Genomic DNA, 19928 nt, shown 5'->3' with positions numbered 1-19928 from the left:
GGAAAGCTTCATCGCTTAGAGCTGGTGCTGATACCCAGATTTGAACTGGGGACCTCACCCTTACCAAGGGTGCGCTCTACCGACTGAGCTATATCAGCACTCAAAATGAGGTGGAGCGGGCAGCGGGAATCGAACCCGCATCATCAGCTTGGAAGGCTGAGGTAATAGCCATTATACGATGCCCGCAACACGTAACTCTGAGAGCTATTTCCTTAAGAATATGGTGGAGGGGGACGGATTCGAACCATCGAAGGCAGTGCCGGCAGATTTACAGTCTGCTCCCTTTGGCCACTCGGGAACCCCTCCAAAATTTTTCGCCACTTTCTAGGTGCTTACAGACACACAAGAGAAAATGGTGCCGACTACCGGAATCGAACTGGTGACCTACTGATTACAAGTCAGTTGCTCTACCTACTGAGCTAAGTCGGCGTAAGTGGTGCGCATTCTATTGAATGATTTTCTCGCTTGCAATAGTAAAATTCAAAAAAAGCTCGATTTTATTATTTTTTGATTCAATTGATGCATTTTCGTCCAATAATTAGCTTTTTACTTTAGTAAACTCGGATTACCATTTGCTTTATCGAGCGCATCCTGTATTGTCGCTGCTCATTGTTTTCAATAGGTGTTGAGTGTCTTATGAGTCCGTACATGTCTTTTGATCGTGCAAAGTGGGCCGAGCTACGTAAATCGGTACCAATGACGTTGTCTGAAGAAGACCTGTTAGAGTTACAAGGGATCAATGAAAACCTATCTATGTCTGAGGCTGTTGAGATTTACCTGCCACTGGCTAGGCTACTCAACCTTTATATAGCGGCCAGACAAAGTCGAAACAATGTTCTGCATAATTTCCTAGACAGTAAAGAAAAAGCCCCACCGTTCATTATTGGTATCGCGGGCAGTGTCGCTGTGGGAAAAAGTACCACCGCTAGAATTTTGGAAGCGCTGCTTGCTCGTTGGGATAATCACCCAAAAGTAGAATTAGTCACTACTGATGGCTTTATTCATCCAAACAACATTTTGAACGAACGTGGCATTATGAAGCGCAAGGGCTTTCCTGAGTCCTACGACATGAAAAAGCTGGTTCAATTTGTTTCAGATGTGAAAGCATGCAAACGCCATGTTGCCGCGCCAATTTATTCCCACATTACTTATGACATTACCGACGAGAAAAAGGTGGTTGATCTGCCAGATGTGCTGATCATTGAAGGACTAAACGTTCTACAAAGTGGAATGGACTACCCCCACGACCCACATCGAGTGTTTATTTCGGACTTCCTCGACTTTTCCATTTTCGTCGATGCAGAAACACCATTGATTGAAAAATGGTATGTTGAACGATTCTTAAAGTTCAGGCAGGGTGCCTTTACTCGGCCGGGTTCTTATTTCAGCCATTACACTCTTCTTTCAGAGCAAGAGGCCATCAACGAAGCACAAAATATATGGAGCTCCATTAATGGCATCAACCTCGATCAAAATATATTGCCTACTAGAGAACGGGCTCAGCTGATCCTCAAAAAAGGCACTAACCACACGGTAGAAGAAATTTTGTTACGTAAGTAATTCAACTTACGTAACCAGCAGTACTAGATAGGAACAGGGCCATACTTGTTTTCAGCATCATCACCTTTCAATAAGCCGCACTCGATTAAAATCCAAGCACCACAAATCAGAGCGAGTAACGAGCCCCAAAGCTGAAACTGACCAGTTGCCGCCACGCCCGCAGCAGGTATTGATAAACGTCCGATAATGACAGGAATATTAAGCAGCAGCCACCAATTAGATTTACCTCTATCCTGCCAGCGTTTAGCGGTTACGGCTAAATCTGGGTAGAGCATTAACAATAAAAATATTGCTGAAATCCACTCGGCTTGCATTGGAAAAGCCTTACTCGCCATACCGACAACAAAAACAATTAGTAGATAGTAGGCAATATTCCAATACCAGAATATTGAACGGTTTATCCTACCTTTAAATGAAAATAGTACATATCTGAGATACATTACACGCGTACCTTGTTATTAATTAAGAACTTTTTGGTAGCAGGATTTATCTATATCGCGAATATCGATCGTCAAACTGTGCACTTGGCTCGCCTGTTCTTGCAATACAGTCATAAGCTGACGAGAGAGCTCTCTTTTCTGCTCCTCGTTACGCCCAGAAAACAATTCAAATCGAATATGGATAAAATCTTGGCTATCCCCTTCGCTTCCTATCAGCCAAGTATGATAACGAAGTGCTCTGGATTTTACTGACGCTTGGTCAAATAAACCACTGTCTATTGCAGCTTTATGTAGATCCTCTAGCAATCCTTGCACATTAACCCTTTCATCAACGGAGTTTGAATACTCTAAAATGAGGCTTGGCATACCGCATCCTTCAGTTTGCGTAAGTAGTTCTGTATGTATAACAGCCTCAATTACAGAAAACAAATGTGAAAAATTAGAGCGTAGCTTTGCTAAGTAGTAAGTTTGCGTAACGAAAAGATGGTAAAAGACATGATTGTAGTCATGATCTGCAGATACATATCTGTTATATTCTTTCACAATTACGATTGTTATTTACATTAATAAATTTGGAGATATTCCTATGCGTCGTCCTGTAGTGATGGGTAACTGGAAACTAAATGGCAGCAAAGCAATGGTAACTGAGCTGCTAACTGGTCTTAATGAAGAGCTTGAAGGTGTAACAGGCGTTGACGTTGCAGTGGCTCCACCAGCACTTTATATCGATCTTGCTGAGCGTCTAATCAAAGAAGGCGGCAACAAAATCATCCTAGGTGCACAAAACACTGATGTGAACAACAGCGGTGCGTACACTGGTGACATGTCTCCTGAAATGCTAAAAGATTTCGGTGCAACTCACATCATTATCGGCCACTCTGAGCGTCGTGAATACCACAACGAATCTGATGAGTTTGTAGCTAAGAAATTCGCTTTCCTAAAAGAGAATGGCCTAACACCAGTTTTCTGTATCGGTGAATCTGAAGCTCAAAACGAAGCGGGTGAAACTGAAGCTGTTTGTGCTCGTCAAATCGACGCAGTTATCAACGCTTACGGCGCAGAAGCACTAAACGATGCAATCATCGCTTACGAACCAATCTGGGCTATCGGTACTGGTAAAGCAGCTACAGCAGATGACGCACAGCGCATCCACGCTTCTATCCGTGCACACATTGCTAAGAAAGACGCAGCAGTTGCTGAACAAGTTATCATCCAATACGGTGGTTCTGTTAAGCCAGAAAACGCAGCATCTTACTTCGCTCAACCAGACATCGACGGCGCTCTAGTTGGCGGTGCATCTCTTGACGCGAAAAGCTTTGCAGCTATCGCTAAAGCAGCAGCTGAAGCTAAGTAATATCTATTACTCATAGATAGTAATTTTGAAGGCCAGCGATAAACTCGCTGGCCTTCGTTGTTTCTCGTAGTCTCAATTGAAATTATCGAGTATTCTAGCCCTTTGTTGCTACTACTCTCCCTTCCATGCAAGATAAACACGGCCTACTGACTGCCCCTATAAGAAATGTGCTAAGGCGAATGACGATACCTATGATTTTCGGCATGGTATCGATACTGATGTTCAACCTAGTCGACACTTTCTTCATTTCATTGCTTGGCACACAAGCTTTGGCCGCGATCAGCTTTACTTTTCCAGTCACATTTGCTGTCAATTGCATTACGATGGGTATTGGCGTAGGCCTATCAACATCGCTAGGGCGACTCATTGGCCAAGGCAATCACGAAGACGCTGCTAAACTATCTACCCACGGAATATTGCTAGCGATAGTACTGATAGTTTGCGTTTCTGTTGTTGGCTTTTTTACTATCGATCCGCTCTTTACGTTACTTGGAGCAACACCGAATACCTTGCCACTAATCAACCAATACATGCAGATTTGGTATCTCACGATTCCTCTGCTTGTGATACCAATGGCAGGAAATAGTGCTATCCGCTCTACGGGTGATACCAAAGCACCAGCTATATTTATGATCATTGCTGGTGTCATGAATGGCTTGCTTGACCCGATTTTGATTTTTGGCTGGGGCCCAATCCCAAAACTGGGCATTCAAGGTGCCGCTATAGCCAGCGCGATTAGCTGGTTAAGCGCTTTAATTCCTTCAATTTATTTCCTAGCAAAGCGCTATCAGTTATTAACCTTTCCTCACTTTGCCACACTTTGGCAAGACTGGTCTCAAGTACTAAAAATTGGCACCCCTGCGGCTATAACCAACGCAATGAATCCTATTTCGGGGGCGCTCATTATGATGGTGCTGGCAACCTATGGTACGGATGCGGTCGCCGCCTATGGAGCAGCGCAAAGAATTGAGTCAATTCTCATTATCGTACTGATGTCACTTACCTCTGCGCTTACGCCATTTATGGCGCAAAATCTGGGCGCAAAAAAGCCCCATAGAAGCTTTGCTGGTATGTTGCTCAGTATGAGGTTTTCCATTCTATTCCAGCTGCTGATTTTTGTAATGTTGGTACCTGCAAGCCTTTCACTAGCTGCCATATTTTCCAAGGATCAATCTGTGCAGCACATGATTTGGTTATATTTGATCATCGTACCTGTCAGCTATGGGTTTCAGGGAGTTGTAATGATGCTGGTGTCTAGCTTAAACGCACTCCATCAGCCAATGAAAGCTTTGCAGTGTAGCGTCATACGACTATTTGGTGTGATTCTGCCAAGCGCATTTCTTGGCAGCTATTTTTATCAGGTCGAAGGGTTATTTGCAGGGATCGCGTTAGGTAATATCGCAGGTGGAATCGGTGGTTATTTGTATGGGTTAAGGCTTAGGACGAAATACAGCTCTCCCAATACCGAAGCATCAGGAGAGTAATTTCGAAGAGCTAAGTACGATTTAAAGCTCGTCTTCCTCTACTTCAAAATCCACGTTGAGTGGCTCTTGCGACAAAATAACACCCGTATTATCAGCGTAGACATAGTCCTCTGGTAAGAACGTCACCCCACCAAAATTAACAGGTACTTCTACTTCACCAACACCGTGCTGCGCTGCTCCCACTGGTACAGATGCGAGAGCTTGGATACCAATACTCATGTCTTCTAGCTCATCGACTTCACGAACGCAGCCATAAACAACAATACCCTCCCAATCGTTCTCTTCAGCGAGAGAGGCCAATTCCGCATCAATAAGTGCTCGACGAAGTGAGCCACCGCCATCAACTAACAGTATGCGACCTACACCATCTTGCTCCAAGACTTCGCGAATCAAACTATTGTCCTCGAAGCATTTGACCGTAGTAATTTGACCAGCAAACGAAACGCTGCCACCGAAGTTACTGAACATAGGTTCAACAACGTCAACTTGATCGATGTAAATATCACAAAGTGCAGAGGTGTTGTATTCCATAGCAATTTTTCTCGTACCGTTAGTCACCTAAATCGAGTATATAGGCTGTTTAAGCCAATGCAATGATAAAACTCAATTAAGAGGTTATTGTTTGAGCAATTATCACGCCCGAAAATAGCAGATTCGTCAACAGTGAGCACTTGACAATAATTGGCATCATCGGGGCAATTTGCGCTGGTTTTTCACTAGTCCAAACACTTTTACCATGCTTGATAAGTAGCACAGCAGAAAGTAGAAAAGGAATACTAATCCAAAGAGGCTTGGGCTGAGACGTCAAATAAATAGCAAATGCTAAAAAAGCGCAAACTAGTAGTAGCAAATGATAGCGTTTGGCACCTTGCTGTCCTAATCGTACCGCAACCGTTCTTTTGCCGCATGCTGAGTCATTTTCTATATCTCGCATGTTATTTACATTAAGAACTGATACCGCCAAAAGTCCGCAACCAATGGCAGGAAGAGCAAGTAAATAGTCAACAGTACCTGTGTGCAGAAAGTATGTGCCCGCTACACCAAGTAGACCAAAGAACAAAAATACTGAAATGTCCCCTAGCCCAACATAGCCGTACGGCTTATTTCCCATGGTATAAGCGATAGCAGCTAATATGGCCAAAATACCTAAAGCTATAAAGATGAGTATATTTTGCAGGCTATCTAGCGCATGAAAAATAAGGAGAAAACCAGATGCCACCGTCAATATGATGTTGATGGTTATGGCTTGCTTCATTGTGGATTGGCTGACCAGCCCTGATTGTACAGCTCGCTTAGGACCAATACGATTTTCATTGTCGGTACCTTTGACCGCATCACCGTAATCATTGGCGAGGTTAGACAAAATCTGCAGTAAGGTCGCGGTAATAAATGCCATAGTCGCGACAAACCACGAAAAATGGCCAGTAGAATATGCAAGCACGCTCCCGGTCAATATAGAGATCAGTGCAAGTGGTAGGGTTTTAGGTCTAGCAGCTTCCAGCCAGACTCGAAAAGACTGTTTCATGCTCCTTATAATAGTCTTTGAATATCACACAAAAATTGTGCCACATCATATTTTTACCAGTAAATAGGGCCTATTGGCATCAAAACCAATAGGCCCTATATCAAACCAGTTAGGTAAATTAGCTAGTGATTACTTTACGCGACCAACGTATTCGCCAGAACGAGTATCAACTTTGATCACTTCACCAATTTGGATAAACAGAGGAACACGAACAACAGCACCAGTTGTTAGAGTTGCTGGTTTACCACCTGTACCTTGAGTATCACCTTTTAGGCCAGGATCAGTTTCAGTTACTTCCAGCTCAACAAAGTTTGGTGGAGTCACAGCAATTGGATTGCCGTTCCAAAGAGTCAGCATACAAGTGTCGTTTTCTACCAACCACTTAGCATTCTCACCAACCGCTTTCATGTCTGCAGCGATTTGTTCGAAAGACTCGCTGTTCATAAAGTGGTAGAATTCGCCGTCGTTATACAGATAATCTAGGTCAGTATCCATAACATCAGCAACTTCAACTGTTTCGCCAGACTTAAATGTTTTTTCTAAAACTTTACCAGAAAGCAGTTTACGGATTTTTACGCGGTTGAACGCCTGACCTTTACCTGGTTTTACATACTCGTTTTCGAGAATGACACAAGGCTCGTTATCAAGCATAATTTTGAGACCGCCTTTAAATTCATTCGTGCTAACAGTAGCCATTTTTTCCTCTTTACCATTCTTCGAGTTAATTTCAATGCCACACATAATAACCCGAAAAGTCGATTCTGTTGAGCAAAACTGGATCAAGCAATTAGCAAATTCCTTTACTGATCCTATTAAGCTATTAAAACATCTGCAATTAGACCCTACTTCTTACCTTGAAGGAGCAGAGGCTAGAAAGCTATTTTCGCAGCGGGTTCCTGTTAATTTTGTCGAGAGAATGGAAAAAGGCAATCCAGATGACCCTTTGCTAAAGCAAGTATTGCCGATTGCCGAAGAATTTCAAACACACTTGGGATACTCAGAAGATCCACTTGAAGAGCAAAACAATTCGACTCCCGGATTACTACACAAATACAAAAATAGAGCGTTACTCATCGTCAAAGGTGGATGCGCGATAAATTGTCGCTACTGCTTTAGGCGTCATTTCCCGTACCAAGACAACAAAGGCAATAAATCGGTTTGGCAACGTAGCATAGAATATATTGAAGGCTCTAAAGATCTTAATGAGGTGATCTTATCTGGTGGCGATCCTCTGATGGCAAAAGATCATGAACTAGAATGGTTGATCGGCGCTATTAGCGCCATTCCGCACATAAAAAGACTCAGAATACACACTCGATTGCCTGTTGTAATTCCTGAAAGGGTTACAAAAGAGCTTTGCCAATTGTTCAGCCAAACAAGACTGCAAGTCATCATAGTTACCCACATCAATCATCCAAATGAAATTCATACGGAATTGAAACAATCGATGGCCAAATTGAAAGCCAGTAACGTAACTCTACTTAATCAGAGCGTGTTGTTGAAAGGAGTCAATGACTGCGCGATAGTGCAAAAGTCGCTAAGCGAATCACTGTTTGATGCAGGTATTCTGCCGTATTACTTACATGTATTAGATAAAGTACAAGGTGCGGCGCATTTTTACGTTTCAGACGATAGGGCCAGAGAAATCATGGCAGAACTAATTAAAGAAGTGTCAGGATATTTAGTGCCTAAATTGGCTCGTGAGATCGGCGGCCGAGAAAGCAAAACTCCCCTCGACTTGCATCTTGAATAGATAAGCTCAAGGAATCAGCCCTTTCCACATAAAAAAACGCCAGCTAACAAGCTGGCGTTCTAAATAAAAGCTGATTTTAATTAGAATAGCTCTTTCGCTACTTCAAACAAATCATTGCGCACTGGACGCTTCATGTTCTCAATAGCATCAATGATGTCATGGTGAACCAATTCTTCTTTTTGGATACCAACACAACGACCACCTTGGCCTTCTAGTAGCAAGTGTACTGCGTAGTTACCCATGCGAGATGCAAGTACGCGGTCGAATGCTGTAGGACGACCACCACGTTGAATATGGCCTAGAACCGTTGCGCGAGTTTCACGACCAGTCGCCGTTTCGATCTCTTTTGCTAGTTCATTCGCGTCCATCATTAGCTCAGTAAGAGCAATGATCGCGTGTTTCTTACCTTTCTTAATACCATCTTGCAGGTTGTCGATAAGCTGCTGCATATCTAATCCAGTTTCTGGAGTAATGATGTATTCACAACCACCAGCGATAGCAGAAGTTAAAGTCAAATCACCACAGTGACGACCCATGATTTCGACGATAGAGATGCGTTGGTGAGAAGAAGATGTGTCACGTAGACGGTCAATCGCGTCAATAACAGTATTTAGAGCGGTTAAGTAACCGATTGTGTAGTCAGTACCAGCGATATCGTTGTCGATAGTGCCCGGTAGACCGATACAAGGGTAACCCATTTCAGTCAGCTTCTTCGCACCCATGTAAGAGCCGTCACCACCGATAACAACCAAAGCATCGATACCATGCTTTTTAAGGTTCTCAATGGCTTTTTCACGAACTGGAACTTCTTTGAATTCAGGGAAACGAGCAGAGCCTAAGAAAGTACCGCCACGGTTAATAACATCTGAAACACTTGAACGATCGAGTTTTGCAATGCGATCTTCATAAAGTCCCAAATAACCGTCGTATACGCCATATACTTCCAACCCTTTCGATAGCGCTGTACGTACTACGCCTCGAACTGCTGCATTCATCCCTGGAGCGTCTCCGCCACTCGTTAAAACGCCGATCTTCTTAATCATGGTCACCCTCGATCTTTGGATATTTTTTAATCAAGTTACGATTGAATGTTATACCCAAATCACCTCGTTGTGCAGGTTACTTGGGTATATTTCTACAATCGATTTTATGGTGCATTATGTTACATCTACTAAGTAGGAATACTACTTTTATTTGCACTAAATCACGTAACTTTTCTACTTTTGTAAAAGTATTACAGCTTTATAGTGCTTTTTTGTTGATACACATCAGGATCAGTGCGGATTGCAACCGCTCAACATTCAACCATTAATAGCAGAAATAAAACTACCAGTCTTGATTCTTCTGTACTTTTTCAGCGCCCAATACTGCCGAGTAAGGATCTTGATGGATCAATACATCCGCTTCCGGAAAGAGCTCCAGTAACTTCTTCTCCACCTCGTCTGAAATACGATGTGCTTCGATAAGCGGAAGCTGATCCTCTAGCTCCAAATGAAGCTGAATAAAGCGTGTTGGACCTGACATGCGGGTTCTGAGCTGATGTACCCCAAGGACATCATCAACTGACAAGCAGCAAGTTCGGATCTGCTTAATCTCTTCGTCTGGTAGCTTTCTATCAAGCAAGGTTTGAATCGCATTCATCACCATTTTGAAAGCGCTATATAGAATATAGAAGCCTAATCCAATGGCGAACACAGCATCAGCTTGTTTAATACCAACCCAAGTGAGTACTAAAGCAATCAAAATAGCGATATTTAAGTAGAGATCCGATTGATAGTGCAGAGAATCAGCAGCAATGGCTTGGCTACCCGTTTTCTTCACAACGTATTTTTGAAAGCGCACCAAAGCATAAGTCACCACAATAGCAAAGATACTTACATACACCCCCACTTGTGGTGAGTGCAACTCTGCTGGACGGAACATGCGTTCAATACCATTTAAAATCAGGAAGCAAGCCGACCCTGATATAAACATTGCTTGTGCCAAGGCCGCTAGAGACTCTGCTTTACCATGTCCAAAGCGATGTTCTTTATCGGCTGGCTGAAGTGAATAGCGAATAACGATTAGATTCACCACCGATGCTGAGATATCGAGAAGCGAATCAATTAATGATGCAAGTAAGCTTACTGAGCCTGTCACCCACCAAGCAAAAATTTTAAAAACTAGCAATATTGTCGCGACGATTGTCGCAGTCCATGCCGCAGAAGTGACAAGACGAGCGTATTCATTTTTCATAGTTTATGAGTATTAATTGTTATAAAAGACTGACGTGTTCAATTATAACTTCAAATATTCAAATAGCTCGACAAATGTGACGTAAATACAAAAAAATGACACTAAATACAGCAAAAACACCACCTACTGCAGCGAAATAACAAAACAATTAAGAGCGACATTGAGAAGCTTTTTTATTCTCAAGTTGGATATAATCCGCTTTTTGTTTATCTGTTAACAAGTCAAACATCGCATGTTGCTGTTCCATCACGCGCAAATTTAGATATGCCTGCGAGTCTGCCATTTTATGGGTCAATTGATTGGCAGCACGCTCATCCAACTTCTTCGCTAGAAGTAACTTTTGTATTTCAATTCTATACGCTTGGCGAACTTTTCTTCCCTTTACAAGTTCTTCCTTAATTACATTTCTGTCCACCAACTCCAAGTTCGCTAATTGAACTTTTTGTTTGTTGGTCAAATCAAGCTTATGAAATGTGTCCATGTCTAAACCAAATCCACATTCGTTTTTCAATGCTGGAGAGTTACCAAAATTGGCAGAATACGCATTGTGTGAAAGAGGAATTACAAATAGCGCGGTGAAGAGTGAGATATACATTTTTGTCGGCTTCATATATCAATCTAAACTCATGTTACAAAAAGCATAAGCAGAATAATGATAAGAACGCAAAGAAACGTAAGTGATTTGTAAATGTGAGTAAAGACAAAGGGAGGAGCTAGAAATCTAGCACCTCCTTACTTCATATCATATGTGCTTTAAACCTAGAGTCGGTTAACTGCGGCATTGCTCCATTTTTGCTTGCTCAAGCTGAACATATTTTGTTTTTTGAGCTGGTGTCAGAACATTGAGCATATCGTGTTGCTGTTTCATTTTTTCAACCCGTTGTTGAACTTGTGCTTCAGCCATTTGTTTAGCTAACGCATCAGCAGCATTTTGATCAAAGTTGTCAGCTAAAACCAACTTTTGAATTTGATCATGATACGCTTTACGTGCCTCAGCATTTTTCTGGAACTCTTCTTTCCTTTCTTGCTTATTGGCTTGCTTCATATCTTTCAGCTTATCTTTTTGCTCTTGGGTGAGATCAAGCTGTTTCATCACACTGCGGTCGATACCAGGACGGCACTTGTTCTTACCACGGTGACCATCTTTTCCACCATAGGCAAACACACTTGCAGAGCCCACGATCAATGGGAGAATTACAGCGGACAATATTAGTTTATTTTTAGTTTTCATAGCGATACCTTTCGTCTGATTGAATATAGCAGCTGTAATTCACAGTGCTTAGGTATAACATTAATCGCTGGGGAGTAAAGCAACGTAAGGCAAGCGTAAAGAATCGTAAAGAGCACATTTAGTACTCATTGTTCGTGACAAATCCGAGTAATATATAGTTAAAAGAAACTGAACATCACTGGAAAAGAGTATGGCAAATATCTTGTTAATTGACGATGACATCGAACTCACCAGCTTACTTAAAGAGGTGCTTACCTTTGAGGGGTTCAACGTGTCAGAAGCTAATGATGGTGAAGCTGGCTTGGAAAGCCTTAATGAACAAACCGACTTGATATTGCTAGATGTGATGATGCCAAGATTAAACGGTATCGAGACTTTGAAACGCCTACGAGAGAAATGGGAAACCCCTGTTCTTATGCTAACAGCCAAAGGTGAAGAGATAGATCGAGTGATCGGCTTAGAGCTTGGAGCTGACGATTACTTACCCAAACCTTTTAGTGATAGAGAACTTTTGGCAAGAATCCGAGCTATACTGCGCCGTACGGACACCAAATCGACGTCAAAAGCGAACGAATGCCTAAAATATCAAGATATTCACGTCTACCCGGGAAAACAAGAAGCGTATTGCCAAGAGCAGTTACTTGATTTGACCACAACAGAGTTTGCTCTTTTAGCACACTTTGTTCAGAACCCGGGAGAAGTAGCCACCAAGGAAACCCTCAGTCTCGACGTCTTGGGAAAAAGATTATCAGCTTTTGATAGAGCGATTGATATGCATGTTTCAAACCTGCGCAAGAAGCTACCTGAACGCGAAGATGGAAAACCTCGAATCAAAACGCTGCGAGGTCGTGGCTATTTACTCGTTGAGAATTGATCATGCGATTCCCAAAAATCACTAGCCTATATGGACGTATTTTTGCCATCTTCTGGTTCACCATGTTGATGGTACTTGTGGCGGTTTTGTACTTATCTCATCTCGATCCTCGCAAGCAAAGAGACATTCCACCTTCTCAGATGATCAAATATGAGCGAATTCGGGACTATATAGAGAGCAAGTATCAGCAAGAGCCAGATCTGCAAAAGATAATCCGTGATTTCAATCGCCAAGCTCGGCCACAAAAATCCAATCGACCAAGCCTATTTCTTGCAGACTTAAGCGGTAACATATTGACTGGCAAAGCCAGAAAAGCGAACCACTTTCGCGAACTGAGAAACTTTGTCACCGGCTACAGCGGCACAACTCCAAAACAGAGGCTTTATGGCCATTACCTGATTGCTGGCCCACTCACGATAAATTTAGCCGATCAGGACTTATTGTTATTTTTTGGTACTCGTTGGAACCAGCCTCCACCATTTTTGCTGCAGCTATTTGATAAGCCACTTCAACTACTGCTCGCCGTCATGGCCGTAAGTACACCACTACTGCTTTGGTTAGCATGGGCATTGAGTCAACCTGCACGCAAGCTAGAACGAGCCGCTCAACGAGTGGCTAAAGGTGAGTTTGTTGTCGATCATGATTTAGAAACGGGCACCACTGAGTTTCAACAAACAGGTAAGAGCTTCAATCAGATGGTGGAAGCTGTCAATCAGATGTTGTCGGGGCAGCAAAGATTACTATCAGATATCTCTCATGAATTGCGCTCTCCTCTGACTCGCTTGCGCATGGCGAATGCTCTGGCAACCCGAAAATTAGGCGAAAGCTCTGAACTATCGCGAGTCGATACCGAAGCTCAGCGATTGGAGCAAATGATTGGCGAATTATTGGAGCTTTCCAGAATGCAGGCCAATAGTCACTTGGAACGTGAAACTCAACCTATCTCAAGTTTGTGGGAAGAGATTCTTAAAGATGGTCAGTTCGAAGCAGAGCAAATGGGCAAAGCGCTCAAATATTCTGACATCCCCAACGTGACAGTTTCTGGCAATCCTAAGCTTTTGATGAGCGCCGTAGAAAACATCATTCGCAATGCTATTTACTACGGAAAAGATCGCGTCGAAGTACAAATCTATACATCAAAAGACAAACTATATATTTCAGTCAGTGACAATGGTTCGGGTGTGCCGGACAGCGAGCTTCAAGATATTTTCAGACCATTTTATCGAGTATCCACAGCGAGAGACAGAAACAGCGGGGGAGCTGGACTAGGCCTAGCCATTACTGAGAGTGCCATCAGGCAACACAATGGCTCGATAACCGCCAGTCGCAGTGACTTAGGGGGCTTAAACGTCCTAATTCAACTGCCATTAAATAGCTAAACTCTGCTTGGCGATAGGTGAAGTGGCCTTTATACTGCCATTTCCCTTGTCTAAGTGAATGAAACTATGTTCGATATTGCCCTTTATGAACCAGAAATCGCCCCAAATACGGGCAATATTATTCGTCTATGCGCAAATTGTGGCGCTCGCCTGCATTTGATTGAACCACTAGGGTTTGATTTAGAAGAAAAGAAACTGCGCAGAGCTGGCTTGGACTATCACGATCTAGCGAACGTGAAAAGGCATAAAGACTTCGACGCATTCATCCAATATTTGCAGCAGGAAAAAACTGAAGGCTATCGGATTTTTGCCTGCACAACCAAAGCCACTGGCCACCATGTCGATGCTTCATATCAAAATGGTGATGTACTGCTATTTGGCCCAGAAACTCGTGGCCTACCTGCTGAAATCATTGAAGGGCTGCCGCTAGAGCAGCGTATTAGAATACCTATGATGCCAGAGGCAAGAAGCCTTAATCTTTCAAATGCAGTAGCAATCATCGCATTCGAAGCTTGGAGACAGATGGGGTTTGAAGGCGCACAGTAACTGCAGCAACCTATTCTAACGCCATTGTTTCTCTATAGCGCCAACTCCAAAGCTAAAATCGAGCAGCTTCTTGCAACTCCTTACCAAGAAGCTCTACCAAACTTGCTGCACCCATACTGCGAGTAAGACGACAGCTTTGCCCAGCCCACAAGCTTTGATGATCGCAAGACTCTATCTGTTTAGAGTGCTGTCTCAATGGTCCAGTCACCGAATTAATGTACGGAAATGGAGGGATTTCATCCTCCATTTTTTCGAATAGCTTGGTATGTCTATTGGCAATTCCTCTTGCTAACTTGCCGGAAAAAGAGCGCGTTAATATGGTATCTGTATCCTGAGCACACTTTAGTGCTGAACGCCACGAAGCCGTCACGTTTGCTTCCTGACACCCAAGGAAAGCAGTTCCAAGCTGGCCGGCAACAGCGCCTAATACCATTGTCGCCATCACTGACTTTCCCGTCATTAATCCGCCTGAAGCTATGACGGGAATATCGATAGCGCCAGACACGAGTTGCAACAGTGAGATTAGTCCTATCTGCTCTGAAGGTTTTGCTTGTGGATCAAAAGAGCCTCTGTGACCTCCGGCTTCATAGCCTTGAACAATCAGTGCATCAACTCCTGCATCTTGCGCTTGCTGTGCTTCCACAAGGTTGGTGACCGTTATCCATACTTTACCGCCATAACTCTGGATTCTTTCAATCTGTTTTCTATCTGGAACACCAAAGGTAAAAGATATGATTGGCACTTGATGCTCAATAAGGACTTCGAGTTGCTTGGAGAACAAATCCTCTATCATTGGATATTTGCTAGGTGTCTCGATACCGAATTGTTCAAACAGCTTCATGTATTGAGAGATTGCCGGATTCGTTGCTTCCCAAGCAGGTGCTGGTGGCACGTCAAAACAAAAAAGATTGGCAGAAAAAAGGGCGGATGTTCTCTTCTTTACCGCTTTAATATCATGATCCAGTTGCTCAACAGACATATATGCTGCACCAAATGAGCCAATTCCTCCGGCATTACACACCGATGCAACTAACTCAACGGTAGTGATACCACCAGCCATTGGTGCTTGTATGATTGGATACTGAATGTCATAGCAACGCAGAAACTCTTTTACATGTTTTGGATACATAGTCACCTTCCCAACTAGATCTAGAAAATAATCAAGATAATTGTCTTCTCTACACTGTAGAAAATCTAAGGCATTAATAAAAATAAATTATTTTGATTGAAACATTCAATATACGAGATACTTCTGCACTGCAAAATAGAATCCACTAAAAAGTTTGCTCGCACTTTATTAAGTTACCGTAGCTTAGTTGGATTTAAAAACATTTGGTATTGACTGCTAAAAATTGCAGCATCATGTAAAAGAGATTGGAGAATCGATTAATTTCTTGATAATAATTAAAAATATCAAAAGACTAGCAATAGAGAGTAAAACTCATGGCTAATAGTAAAGTCTCTATTTTTTATCTATTTACCTCTTGGTTATTGACCGGCTTTATTGTCTCTACTCTAGCTATTTTCCATCCAAAGAACATTGTACACTTCTTATTGAAGCTTGGTATTTCTCTCACTTTTGTTACTCGTAGAGAGCTGTGTGTTGTTTTTCTTATTTCACTCTCTGTATTTATATTGCTACTTATATTGATGACTTGGAAGAAGTAACCAGCTGAGTCTAATTGAGCTTATCTCTATCTTGGTCATCTTTCTTCTCATACTCACCTTCAAAGGTATTCCCATCACCATTGAAAGGCCCTTTAGAAAAGCCTTGTCCGGATACTTTAAACTCCGCTTTGCTTAGCACGTATTTTGCGAGCCTTGCTCTTGGTGCAGGTAGCAAAAGTACCATTCCCATAAGATCGGTTAAAAACCCCGGAGTAATAAGCAAAATACCAGCAAGAGCCAGCATAACTCCTTCAAAAATCTGTTCTGTCGGCACAACTCCTTGCTGAATTTTCTTCTGAACCGACATCAGCGTTTGTAAGCCTTGGCTACGAACTAAAGAGGCGCCAACAAAAGCACTGACTAACACTAAACCCACTGTTGGCCATAGCCCAATAACACTCCCGACTTGCACAAAAATAGCAATTTCGAGGACGGGCACAACAATAAACATTAAAAAGAGAATGGCAAACATAGATACTCCTCCAATTTCATCTATAAACAATATACCCCATTTACCTAAAGATGCGAGTTTCCACCATAGGATTGCTAGCTTTTCAGACAGCCTCTTATGTGGGGTTAAAATTTGTGCACTTTTTAGTTAACTATATAAAAAAGATTCTCATTAGCCTTCTCAAAGTTATCATTTTAATTAACATATCGACAATTTGTGCTAAAACGGGTATTTATCACCCATAGAACCACATTAAAACCCCATAATGGTTATGAATCATTCATTTTAAAAACATAATTATTCTCGAGTTGTAACAATTTTAGAAAAGGTGATCTAGCCGCTTTATTTATAGACTTTGCGGAGTATTATTACCCCAACTAATGCAAGGACGAATTTTAAAGAAGTCCATGTGCAGAGTGCTAAAACAATAAATACAAATTGAAACACTACTAGAATAACGATCTGAGGACATTGAGATGGTTACCCTGCCAGAATCACAAGAAACAAAACCACAAGAAACACGCATTGAAGAAGACCTACTAGGTCAAAGACATGTCCCAGCGGATGCCTACTACGGTATTCATACTCTACGAGCTTGTGAGAACTTCAACATTTCCCGTGCGACAATTTCAGATGTACCTGAGTTTGTTCGTGGTATGGTTATGACAAAGAAAGCAGCAGCTCTAGCAAACAAAGAGTTAGGTGTAATTCCAAGCAATGTCGCTGACTACATTATCCAAGCCTGCGATCTAATTTTGGAAACAGGCAAATGTATGGACCAGTTCCCATCGGATGTATTCCAAGGTGGCGCAGGTACTTCAGTGAACATGAACACCAATGAAGTGATTGCAAACTTAGCTCTTGAGCTGATGGGCAAAGAAAAGGGTGAATATGAGTTCATCAACCCTAACGACCACGTAAACAAGAGCCAATCTACAAACTGTGCTTACCCTACTGGCTTCCGTATTTCAGTGTTCAATAGCGTTAAAAAACTAACCAATGCGATTGAATACCTGAAAGCTTCTTTTGAACTGAAGAGCCAAGAGTTTAGCAAGATTCTGAAAATGGGCCGTACCCAGCTTCAAGATGCTGTGCCTATGACGGTTGGTCAAGAGTTCCACGCTTGGGCTGTAACACTAAACGAAGAAATTCGTGCTCTAGAATATACGTCGAAATTACTACTTGAAGTGAACTTAGGCGCAACAGCCATTGGTACTGGGCTTAATGCTGCTCAAGGTTATCAAGAGCTAGCGGTCAAACATCTTGCGGCTGTTACTGGCCTAGAATGTGTTGCAGCAGAAGATTTAATCGAAGCGACTTCAGATTGCGGCGCCTACGTGATGACTCACGGTGCAGTGAAACGACTAGCGGTCAAGCTTTCTAAAATCTGTAATGATTTACGCCTTCTTTCTTCAGGTCCACGTGCAGGCCTAAATGAGCTAAATCTTCCAGAACTGCAAGCTGGTTCTTCTATTATGCCTGCCAAAGTTAACCCTGTAGTTCCAGAAGTCGTCAACCAAGTGTGCTTTAAGGTTCTTGGTAACGACAACACGATCTCATTTGCAGCAGAAGGCGGTCAGCTGCAATTAAATGTCATGGAACCAGTGATTGCGCAAAGCATGTTCGAGTCTTTGGACATTCTAACCAATGCCTGCGTTAACTTGAGAGAGAAGTGCATTGACGGCATTACAGTTAACAAAGAAGTATGTGAAAGTTATGTGCACAACTCCATTGGTATCGTGACTTACCTAAACCCATACATTGGTCACCATCAAGGCGATATTGTTGGCAAGATTTGCGCGGAAACAGGTAAGAGTGTTCGTGAAGTAGTATTGGAGCGTGGTCTACTCACTTCCGAAGAATTAGATGAGATCTTATCTATCTCCAACTTTATGCACCCGAAATATAACGCTAAGCGATACAAATAATAAAAATTGGGCTCTCTTAGGAGAGCCCTTCCTCTAGCTATTCTCTCCTATATCTCAAGTCTTTTTGGCTACCTAATACATTTTCTAAGCGTTTAGTACGTGAATGTTTAGAAAATTGAAGTTTAATATTTTTAAGAGGGACCCATTATGGTAGCGGTGGAATTAGTCGTACTTCTGTCATTTATATTTATTGGCGCACGGATCGGAGGGATTGGAATTGGCTTCGCAGGTGGAGCCGGCGTTATATTTTTATCACTCATTTTAGGCGTACCAACCAGCCAAGCCTATATTCCTGTTGATGTAATACTAATTATTATGTCTGTGATTACTGCCATTGCAGCAATGCAGGTAGCTGGAGGTATGGATTGGTTAGTGCAGCTAGCAGAAAACTTTTTGCGAAAGCATCCAGAGCGCATTACGTTTTACGCTCCAATGGTTACATTTTTAATGACGTTGATGGCTGGTACAGGCCATACAGCATTTTCAACACTGCCTGTCATAGCAGAAGTGGCTAAAGGACAAGGAATAAGACCTTCTCGTCCACTATCGATTGCTGTTATCGCTTCCCAAATTGCTATTACTGCTTCTCCTATTTCTGCCGCGGTGGTCGCTTTTTCTGTCATGCTTGCACCGCAAGGCGTTAGCTACCTAACTCTTCTATTAGTCTGCATTCCAAGCACGTTTGTAGCTTGCATGATTGGAGCATTCGTCGCTAATTTTATGGGCGTAGAACTGAAAGACGATAAGATTTATCAAGAAAGACTCGCACAAGGGCTTGTGAAAATCAGTTCAGCAACACAAAGAAAAATTGCACCAACAGCCAAACGTGCAACATTTATCTTCCTGGGGGCGATATTTTTTGTTGTTTGTTATGCAGCGGCAATCTCTAAATCAGTGGGCCTTATCGAGAACCCAGCTCTAGGAAGAAACGAAGCCATCATGGCTGCAATGCTAGCAGCGGCGGCGCTTATCGTTGGTTTCACTAAAATCGACGCGTCTAAAATCTCTTCAGCATCGACGTTTAAATCAGGCATGACAGCATGTGTCTGCGTTCTTGGTGTTGCTTGGTTAGGTTCGACATTTGTTAACGCGCACGTCGGAGAGATTAAAGAAGTTGCTGGACAATTATTGTCTCAGCACCCATGGATGCTTGCAGTTGTTCTGTTCTTTGCTTCAATGCTTTTGTACTCACAAGGCGCAACAACTGTCGCACTAATGCCAGCTGCACTAGCCATTGGCGTAGCACCACTAACAGCTGTTGCCTCTTTTGCCGCAGTCAGCGCTCTATTTGTACTGCCAACCTATCCAACTCTACTCGCAGCGGTTGAAATGGATGACACTGGTTCAACTCGTATCGGACAGTACGTGTTTAACCACCCATTCTTTATCCCCGGAGTAGTAACTATTGCTTCTTCTGTCGCGTTGGGCTTTGCTGTAGGTGGCCTTGTGATCTAAAGATTTAAAGGGAGTGCATGCTCCCTTTTCTAAAAACTAAAACAA

At 42.6% G+C, this 19928-nt stretch carries 21 protein-coding genes and 4 tRNA genes; 10 read left to right on the top strand and 15 right to left on the bottom strand.

Annotated elements, in window-relative coordinates:
• Positions 1–22: 22 nt before the first annotated feature.
• The 4 genes from L7A31_RS20735 to L7A31_RS20720 form a co-directional block, all read right to left on the bottom strand.
• Positions 23–98: transfer RNA gene (locus tag L7A31_RS20735), tRNA-Thr, on the bottom strand.
• A gap of 13 nt (positions 99–111) precedes the next feature.
• Positions 112–186: transfer RNA gene (locus tag L7A31_RS20730), tRNA-Gly, on the bottom strand.
• 35 nt (positions 187–221) lie between these two features.
• Positions 222–306: transfer RNA gene (locus L7A31_RS20725), tRNA-Tyr, on the bottom strand.
• 47 nt (positions 307–353) lie between these two features.
• A tRNA-Thr gene (locus L7A31_RS20720) sits at positions 354–429 on the bottom strand.
• A gap of 207 nt (positions 430–636) precedes the next feature.
• Between L7A31_RS20720 and coaA the strand changes: the two genes are divergently transcribed.
• On the top strand, positions 637–1560 hold the full coding sequence (gene coaA, locus L7A31_RS20715; RefSeq protein ID WP_237363705.1) for a type I pantothenate kinase: 924 nt from the start codon (positions 637–639) through the stop codon (positions 1558–1560).
• A 23-nt stretch (positions 1561–1583) separates the two neighbouring features.
• Here coaA and L7A31_RS20710 read toward each other — a convergent pair whose 3' ends face one another.
• Together L7A31_RS20710 and L7A31_RS20705 are read right to left on the bottom strand one after the other, a co-directional pair.
• Positions 1584–2000, bottom strand: coding sequence for a DUF805 domain-containing protein (locus L7A31_RS20710; protein WP_237363704.1), 417 nt, complete (start codon positions 1998–2000; stop codon positions 1584–1586).
• An 18-nt stretch (positions 2001–2018) separates the two neighbouring features.
• Positions 2019–2366, bottom strand: coding sequence for a 5-carboxymethyl-2-hydroxymuconate Delta-isomerase (locus L7A31_RS20705; RefSeq protein WP_237363703.1), 348 nt, complete (start codon positions 2364–2366; stop codon positions 2019–2021).
• Positions 2367–2586: 220 nt separating this feature from the next.
• On the opposite strand from L7A31_RS20705, the gene tpiA reads away from it, so the two are divergent.
• Positions 2587–3354: a triose-phosphate isomerase gene (tpiA, locus tag L7A31_RS20700; RefSeq protein ID WP_237363702.1), complete on the top strand. Its 768-nt coding sequence runs from the start codon at positions 2587–2589 to the stop codon at positions 3352–3354.
• A gap of 125 nt (positions 3355–3479) precedes the next feature.
• Positions 3480–4838 carry an MATE family efflux transporter gene (locus L7A31_RS20695; RefSeq protein ID WP_237363701.1) on the top strand — a complete coding sequence of 453 codons (1359 nt, stop codon included), beginning with the start codon at positions 3480–3482 and terminating at the stop codon, positions 4836–4838.
• A 21-nt stretch (positions 4839–4859) separates the two neighbouring features.
• On the opposite strand, the gene rraA is transcribed toward L7A31_RS20695, so the two are convergent.
• From rraA to efp, 3 genes are all read right to left on the bottom strand, one after another.
• A complete protein-coding gene (gene rraA / locus L7A31_RS20690; RefSeq protein WP_237363700.1) occupies positions 4860–5369 on the bottom strand; it encodes a ribonuclease E activity regulator RraA in 510 nt (169 codons plus the stop codon).
• 76 nt (positions 5370–5445) lie between these two features.
• Positions 5446–6363, bottom strand: coding sequence for a 1,4-dihydroxy-2-naphthoate polyprenyltransferase (locus L7A31_RS20685; protein ID WP_237363699.1), 918 nt, complete (start codon positions 6361–6363; stop codon positions 5446–5448).
• Between the two features lie 129 nt (positions 6364–6492).
• Positions 6493–7059, bottom strand: a complete 567-nt coding sequence (gene efp, locus L7A31_RS20680) for an elongation factor P (RefSeq protein ID WP_237363698.1) — start codon at positions 7057–7059, stop codon at positions 6493–6495.
• Between the two features lie 34 nt (positions 7060–7093).
• Here efp and epmB point away from each other — a divergent pair, with 34 nt between their 5' ends.
• Positions 7094–8116, top strand: a complete 1023-nt coding sequence (epmB, locus tag L7A31_RS20675; protein ID WP_237363697.1) for an EF-P beta-lysylation protein EpmB — start codon at positions 7094–7096, stop codon at positions 8114–8116.
• Between the two features lie 80 nt (positions 8117–8196).
• Here the strand turns inward: epmB and pfkA are convergent, their stop codons facing one another.
• From pfkA to L7A31_RS20655, 4 genes are all read right to left on the bottom strand, one after another.
• A complete protein-coding gene (gene pfkA / locus L7A31_RS20670) occupies positions 8197–9159 on the bottom strand; it encodes a 6-phosphofructokinase (protein WP_237363696.1) in 963 nt (320 codons plus the stop codon).
• Positions 9160–9442: 283 nt separating this feature from the next.
• On the bottom strand, positions 9443–10351 hold the full coding sequence (gene fieF / locus L7A31_RS20665; protein WP_237363695.1) for a CDF family cation-efflux transporter FieF: 909 nt from the start codon (positions 10349–10351) through the stop codon (positions 9443–9445).
• Between the two features lie 148 nt (positions 10352–10499).
• Positions 10500–10961, bottom strand: coding sequence for a Spy/CpxP family protein refolding chaperone (locus L7A31_RS20660; RefSeq protein WP_237363694.1), 462 nt, complete (start codon positions 10959–10961; stop codon positions 10500–10502).
• A 159-nt stretch (positions 10962–11120) separates the two neighbouring features.
• Complete coding sequence (locus tag L7A31_RS20655; RefSeq protein WP_237363693.1) at positions 11121–11582, bottom strand: CpxP family protein; 462 nt, start codon at positions 11580–11582, stop codon at positions 11121–11123.
• A 190-nt stretch (positions 11583–11772) separates the two neighbouring features.
• Here L7A31_RS20655 and L7A31_RS20650 point away from each other — a divergent pair, with 190 nt between their 5' ends.
• From L7A31_RS20650 to trmL, 3 genes are all read left to right on the top strand, one after another.
• Positions 11773–12456, top strand: a complete 684-nt coding sequence (locus tag L7A31_RS20650) for a response regulator (protein WP_237363692.1) — start codon at positions 11773–11775, stop codon at positions 12454–12456.
• A 2-nt stretch (positions 12457–12458) separates the two neighbouring features.
• Positions 12459–13835 (top strand): envelope stress sensor histidine kinase CpxA, encoded by a 1377-nt coding sequence (gene cpxA / locus L7A31_RS20645; protein WP_237363691.1) that lies wholly within the window; start codon positions 12459–12461, stop codon positions 13833–13835.
• Positions 13836–13901: 66 nt separating this feature from the next.
• A complete protein-coding gene (gene trmL / locus L7A31_RS20640; protein ID WP_237363690.1) occupies positions 13902–14381 on the top strand; it encodes a tRNA (uridine(34)/cytosine(34)/5-carboxymethylaminomethyluridine(34)-2'-O)-methyltransferase TrmL in 480 nt (159 codons plus the stop codon).
• Positions 14382–14433: 52 nt separating this feature from the next.
• Here the strand turns inward: trmL and L7A31_RS20635 are convergent, their stop codons facing one another.
• Positions 14434–15510 (bottom strand): NAD(P)H-dependent flavin oxidoreductase, encoded by a 1077-nt coding sequence (locus L7A31_RS20635; RefSeq protein WP_237363689.1) that lies wholly within the window; start codon positions 15508–15510, stop codon positions 14434–14436.
• Between the two features lie 314 nt (positions 15511–15824).
• Here L7A31_RS20635 and L7A31_RS20630 point away from each other — a divergent pair, with 314 nt between their 5' ends.
• Positions 15825–16049 carry a hypothetical protein gene (locus L7A31_RS20630; protein ID WP_237363688.1) on the top strand — a complete coding sequence of 75 codons (225 nt, stop codon included), beginning with the start codon at positions 15825–15827 and terminating at the stop codon, positions 16047–16049.
• Positions 16050–16059: 10 nt separating this feature from the next.
• Here L7A31_RS20630 and L7A31_RS20625 read toward each other — a convergent pair whose 3' ends face one another.
• Positions 16060–16521, bottom strand: a complete 462-nt coding sequence (locus tag L7A31_RS20625; protein ID WP_237363687.1) for an FxsA family protein — start codon at positions 16519–16521, stop codon at positions 16060–16062.
• A 455-nt stretch (positions 16522–16976) separates the two neighbouring features.
• On the opposite strand from L7A31_RS20625, the gene aspA reads away from it, so the two are divergent.
• Both aspA and L7A31_RS20615 read left to right on the top strand, forming a co-directional pair.
• Positions 16977–18428, top strand: coding sequence for an aspartate ammonia-lyase (gene aspA / locus L7A31_RS20620; RefSeq protein WP_237363686.1), 1452 nt, complete (start codon positions 16977–16979; stop codon positions 18426–18428).
• A 147-nt stretch (positions 18429–18575) separates the two neighbouring features.
• Positions 18576–19883, top strand: a complete 1308-nt coding sequence (locus tag L7A31_RS20615) for an anaerobic C4-dicarboxylate transporter (RefSeq protein WP_237363685.1) — start codon at positions 18576–18578, stop codon at positions 19881–19883.
• The last annotated feature ends 45 nt before the right edge of the window (positions 19884–19928 follow it).

This window comes from Vibrio marisflavi CECT 7928, assembly GCF_921294215.1.
Classification (GTDB): domain Bacteria; phylum Pseudomonadota; class Gammaproteobacteria; order Enterobacterales; family Vibrionaceae; genus Vibrio; species Vibrio marisflavi.
This window is presented reverse-complemented; position numbering and strand designations above follow the sequence as displayed.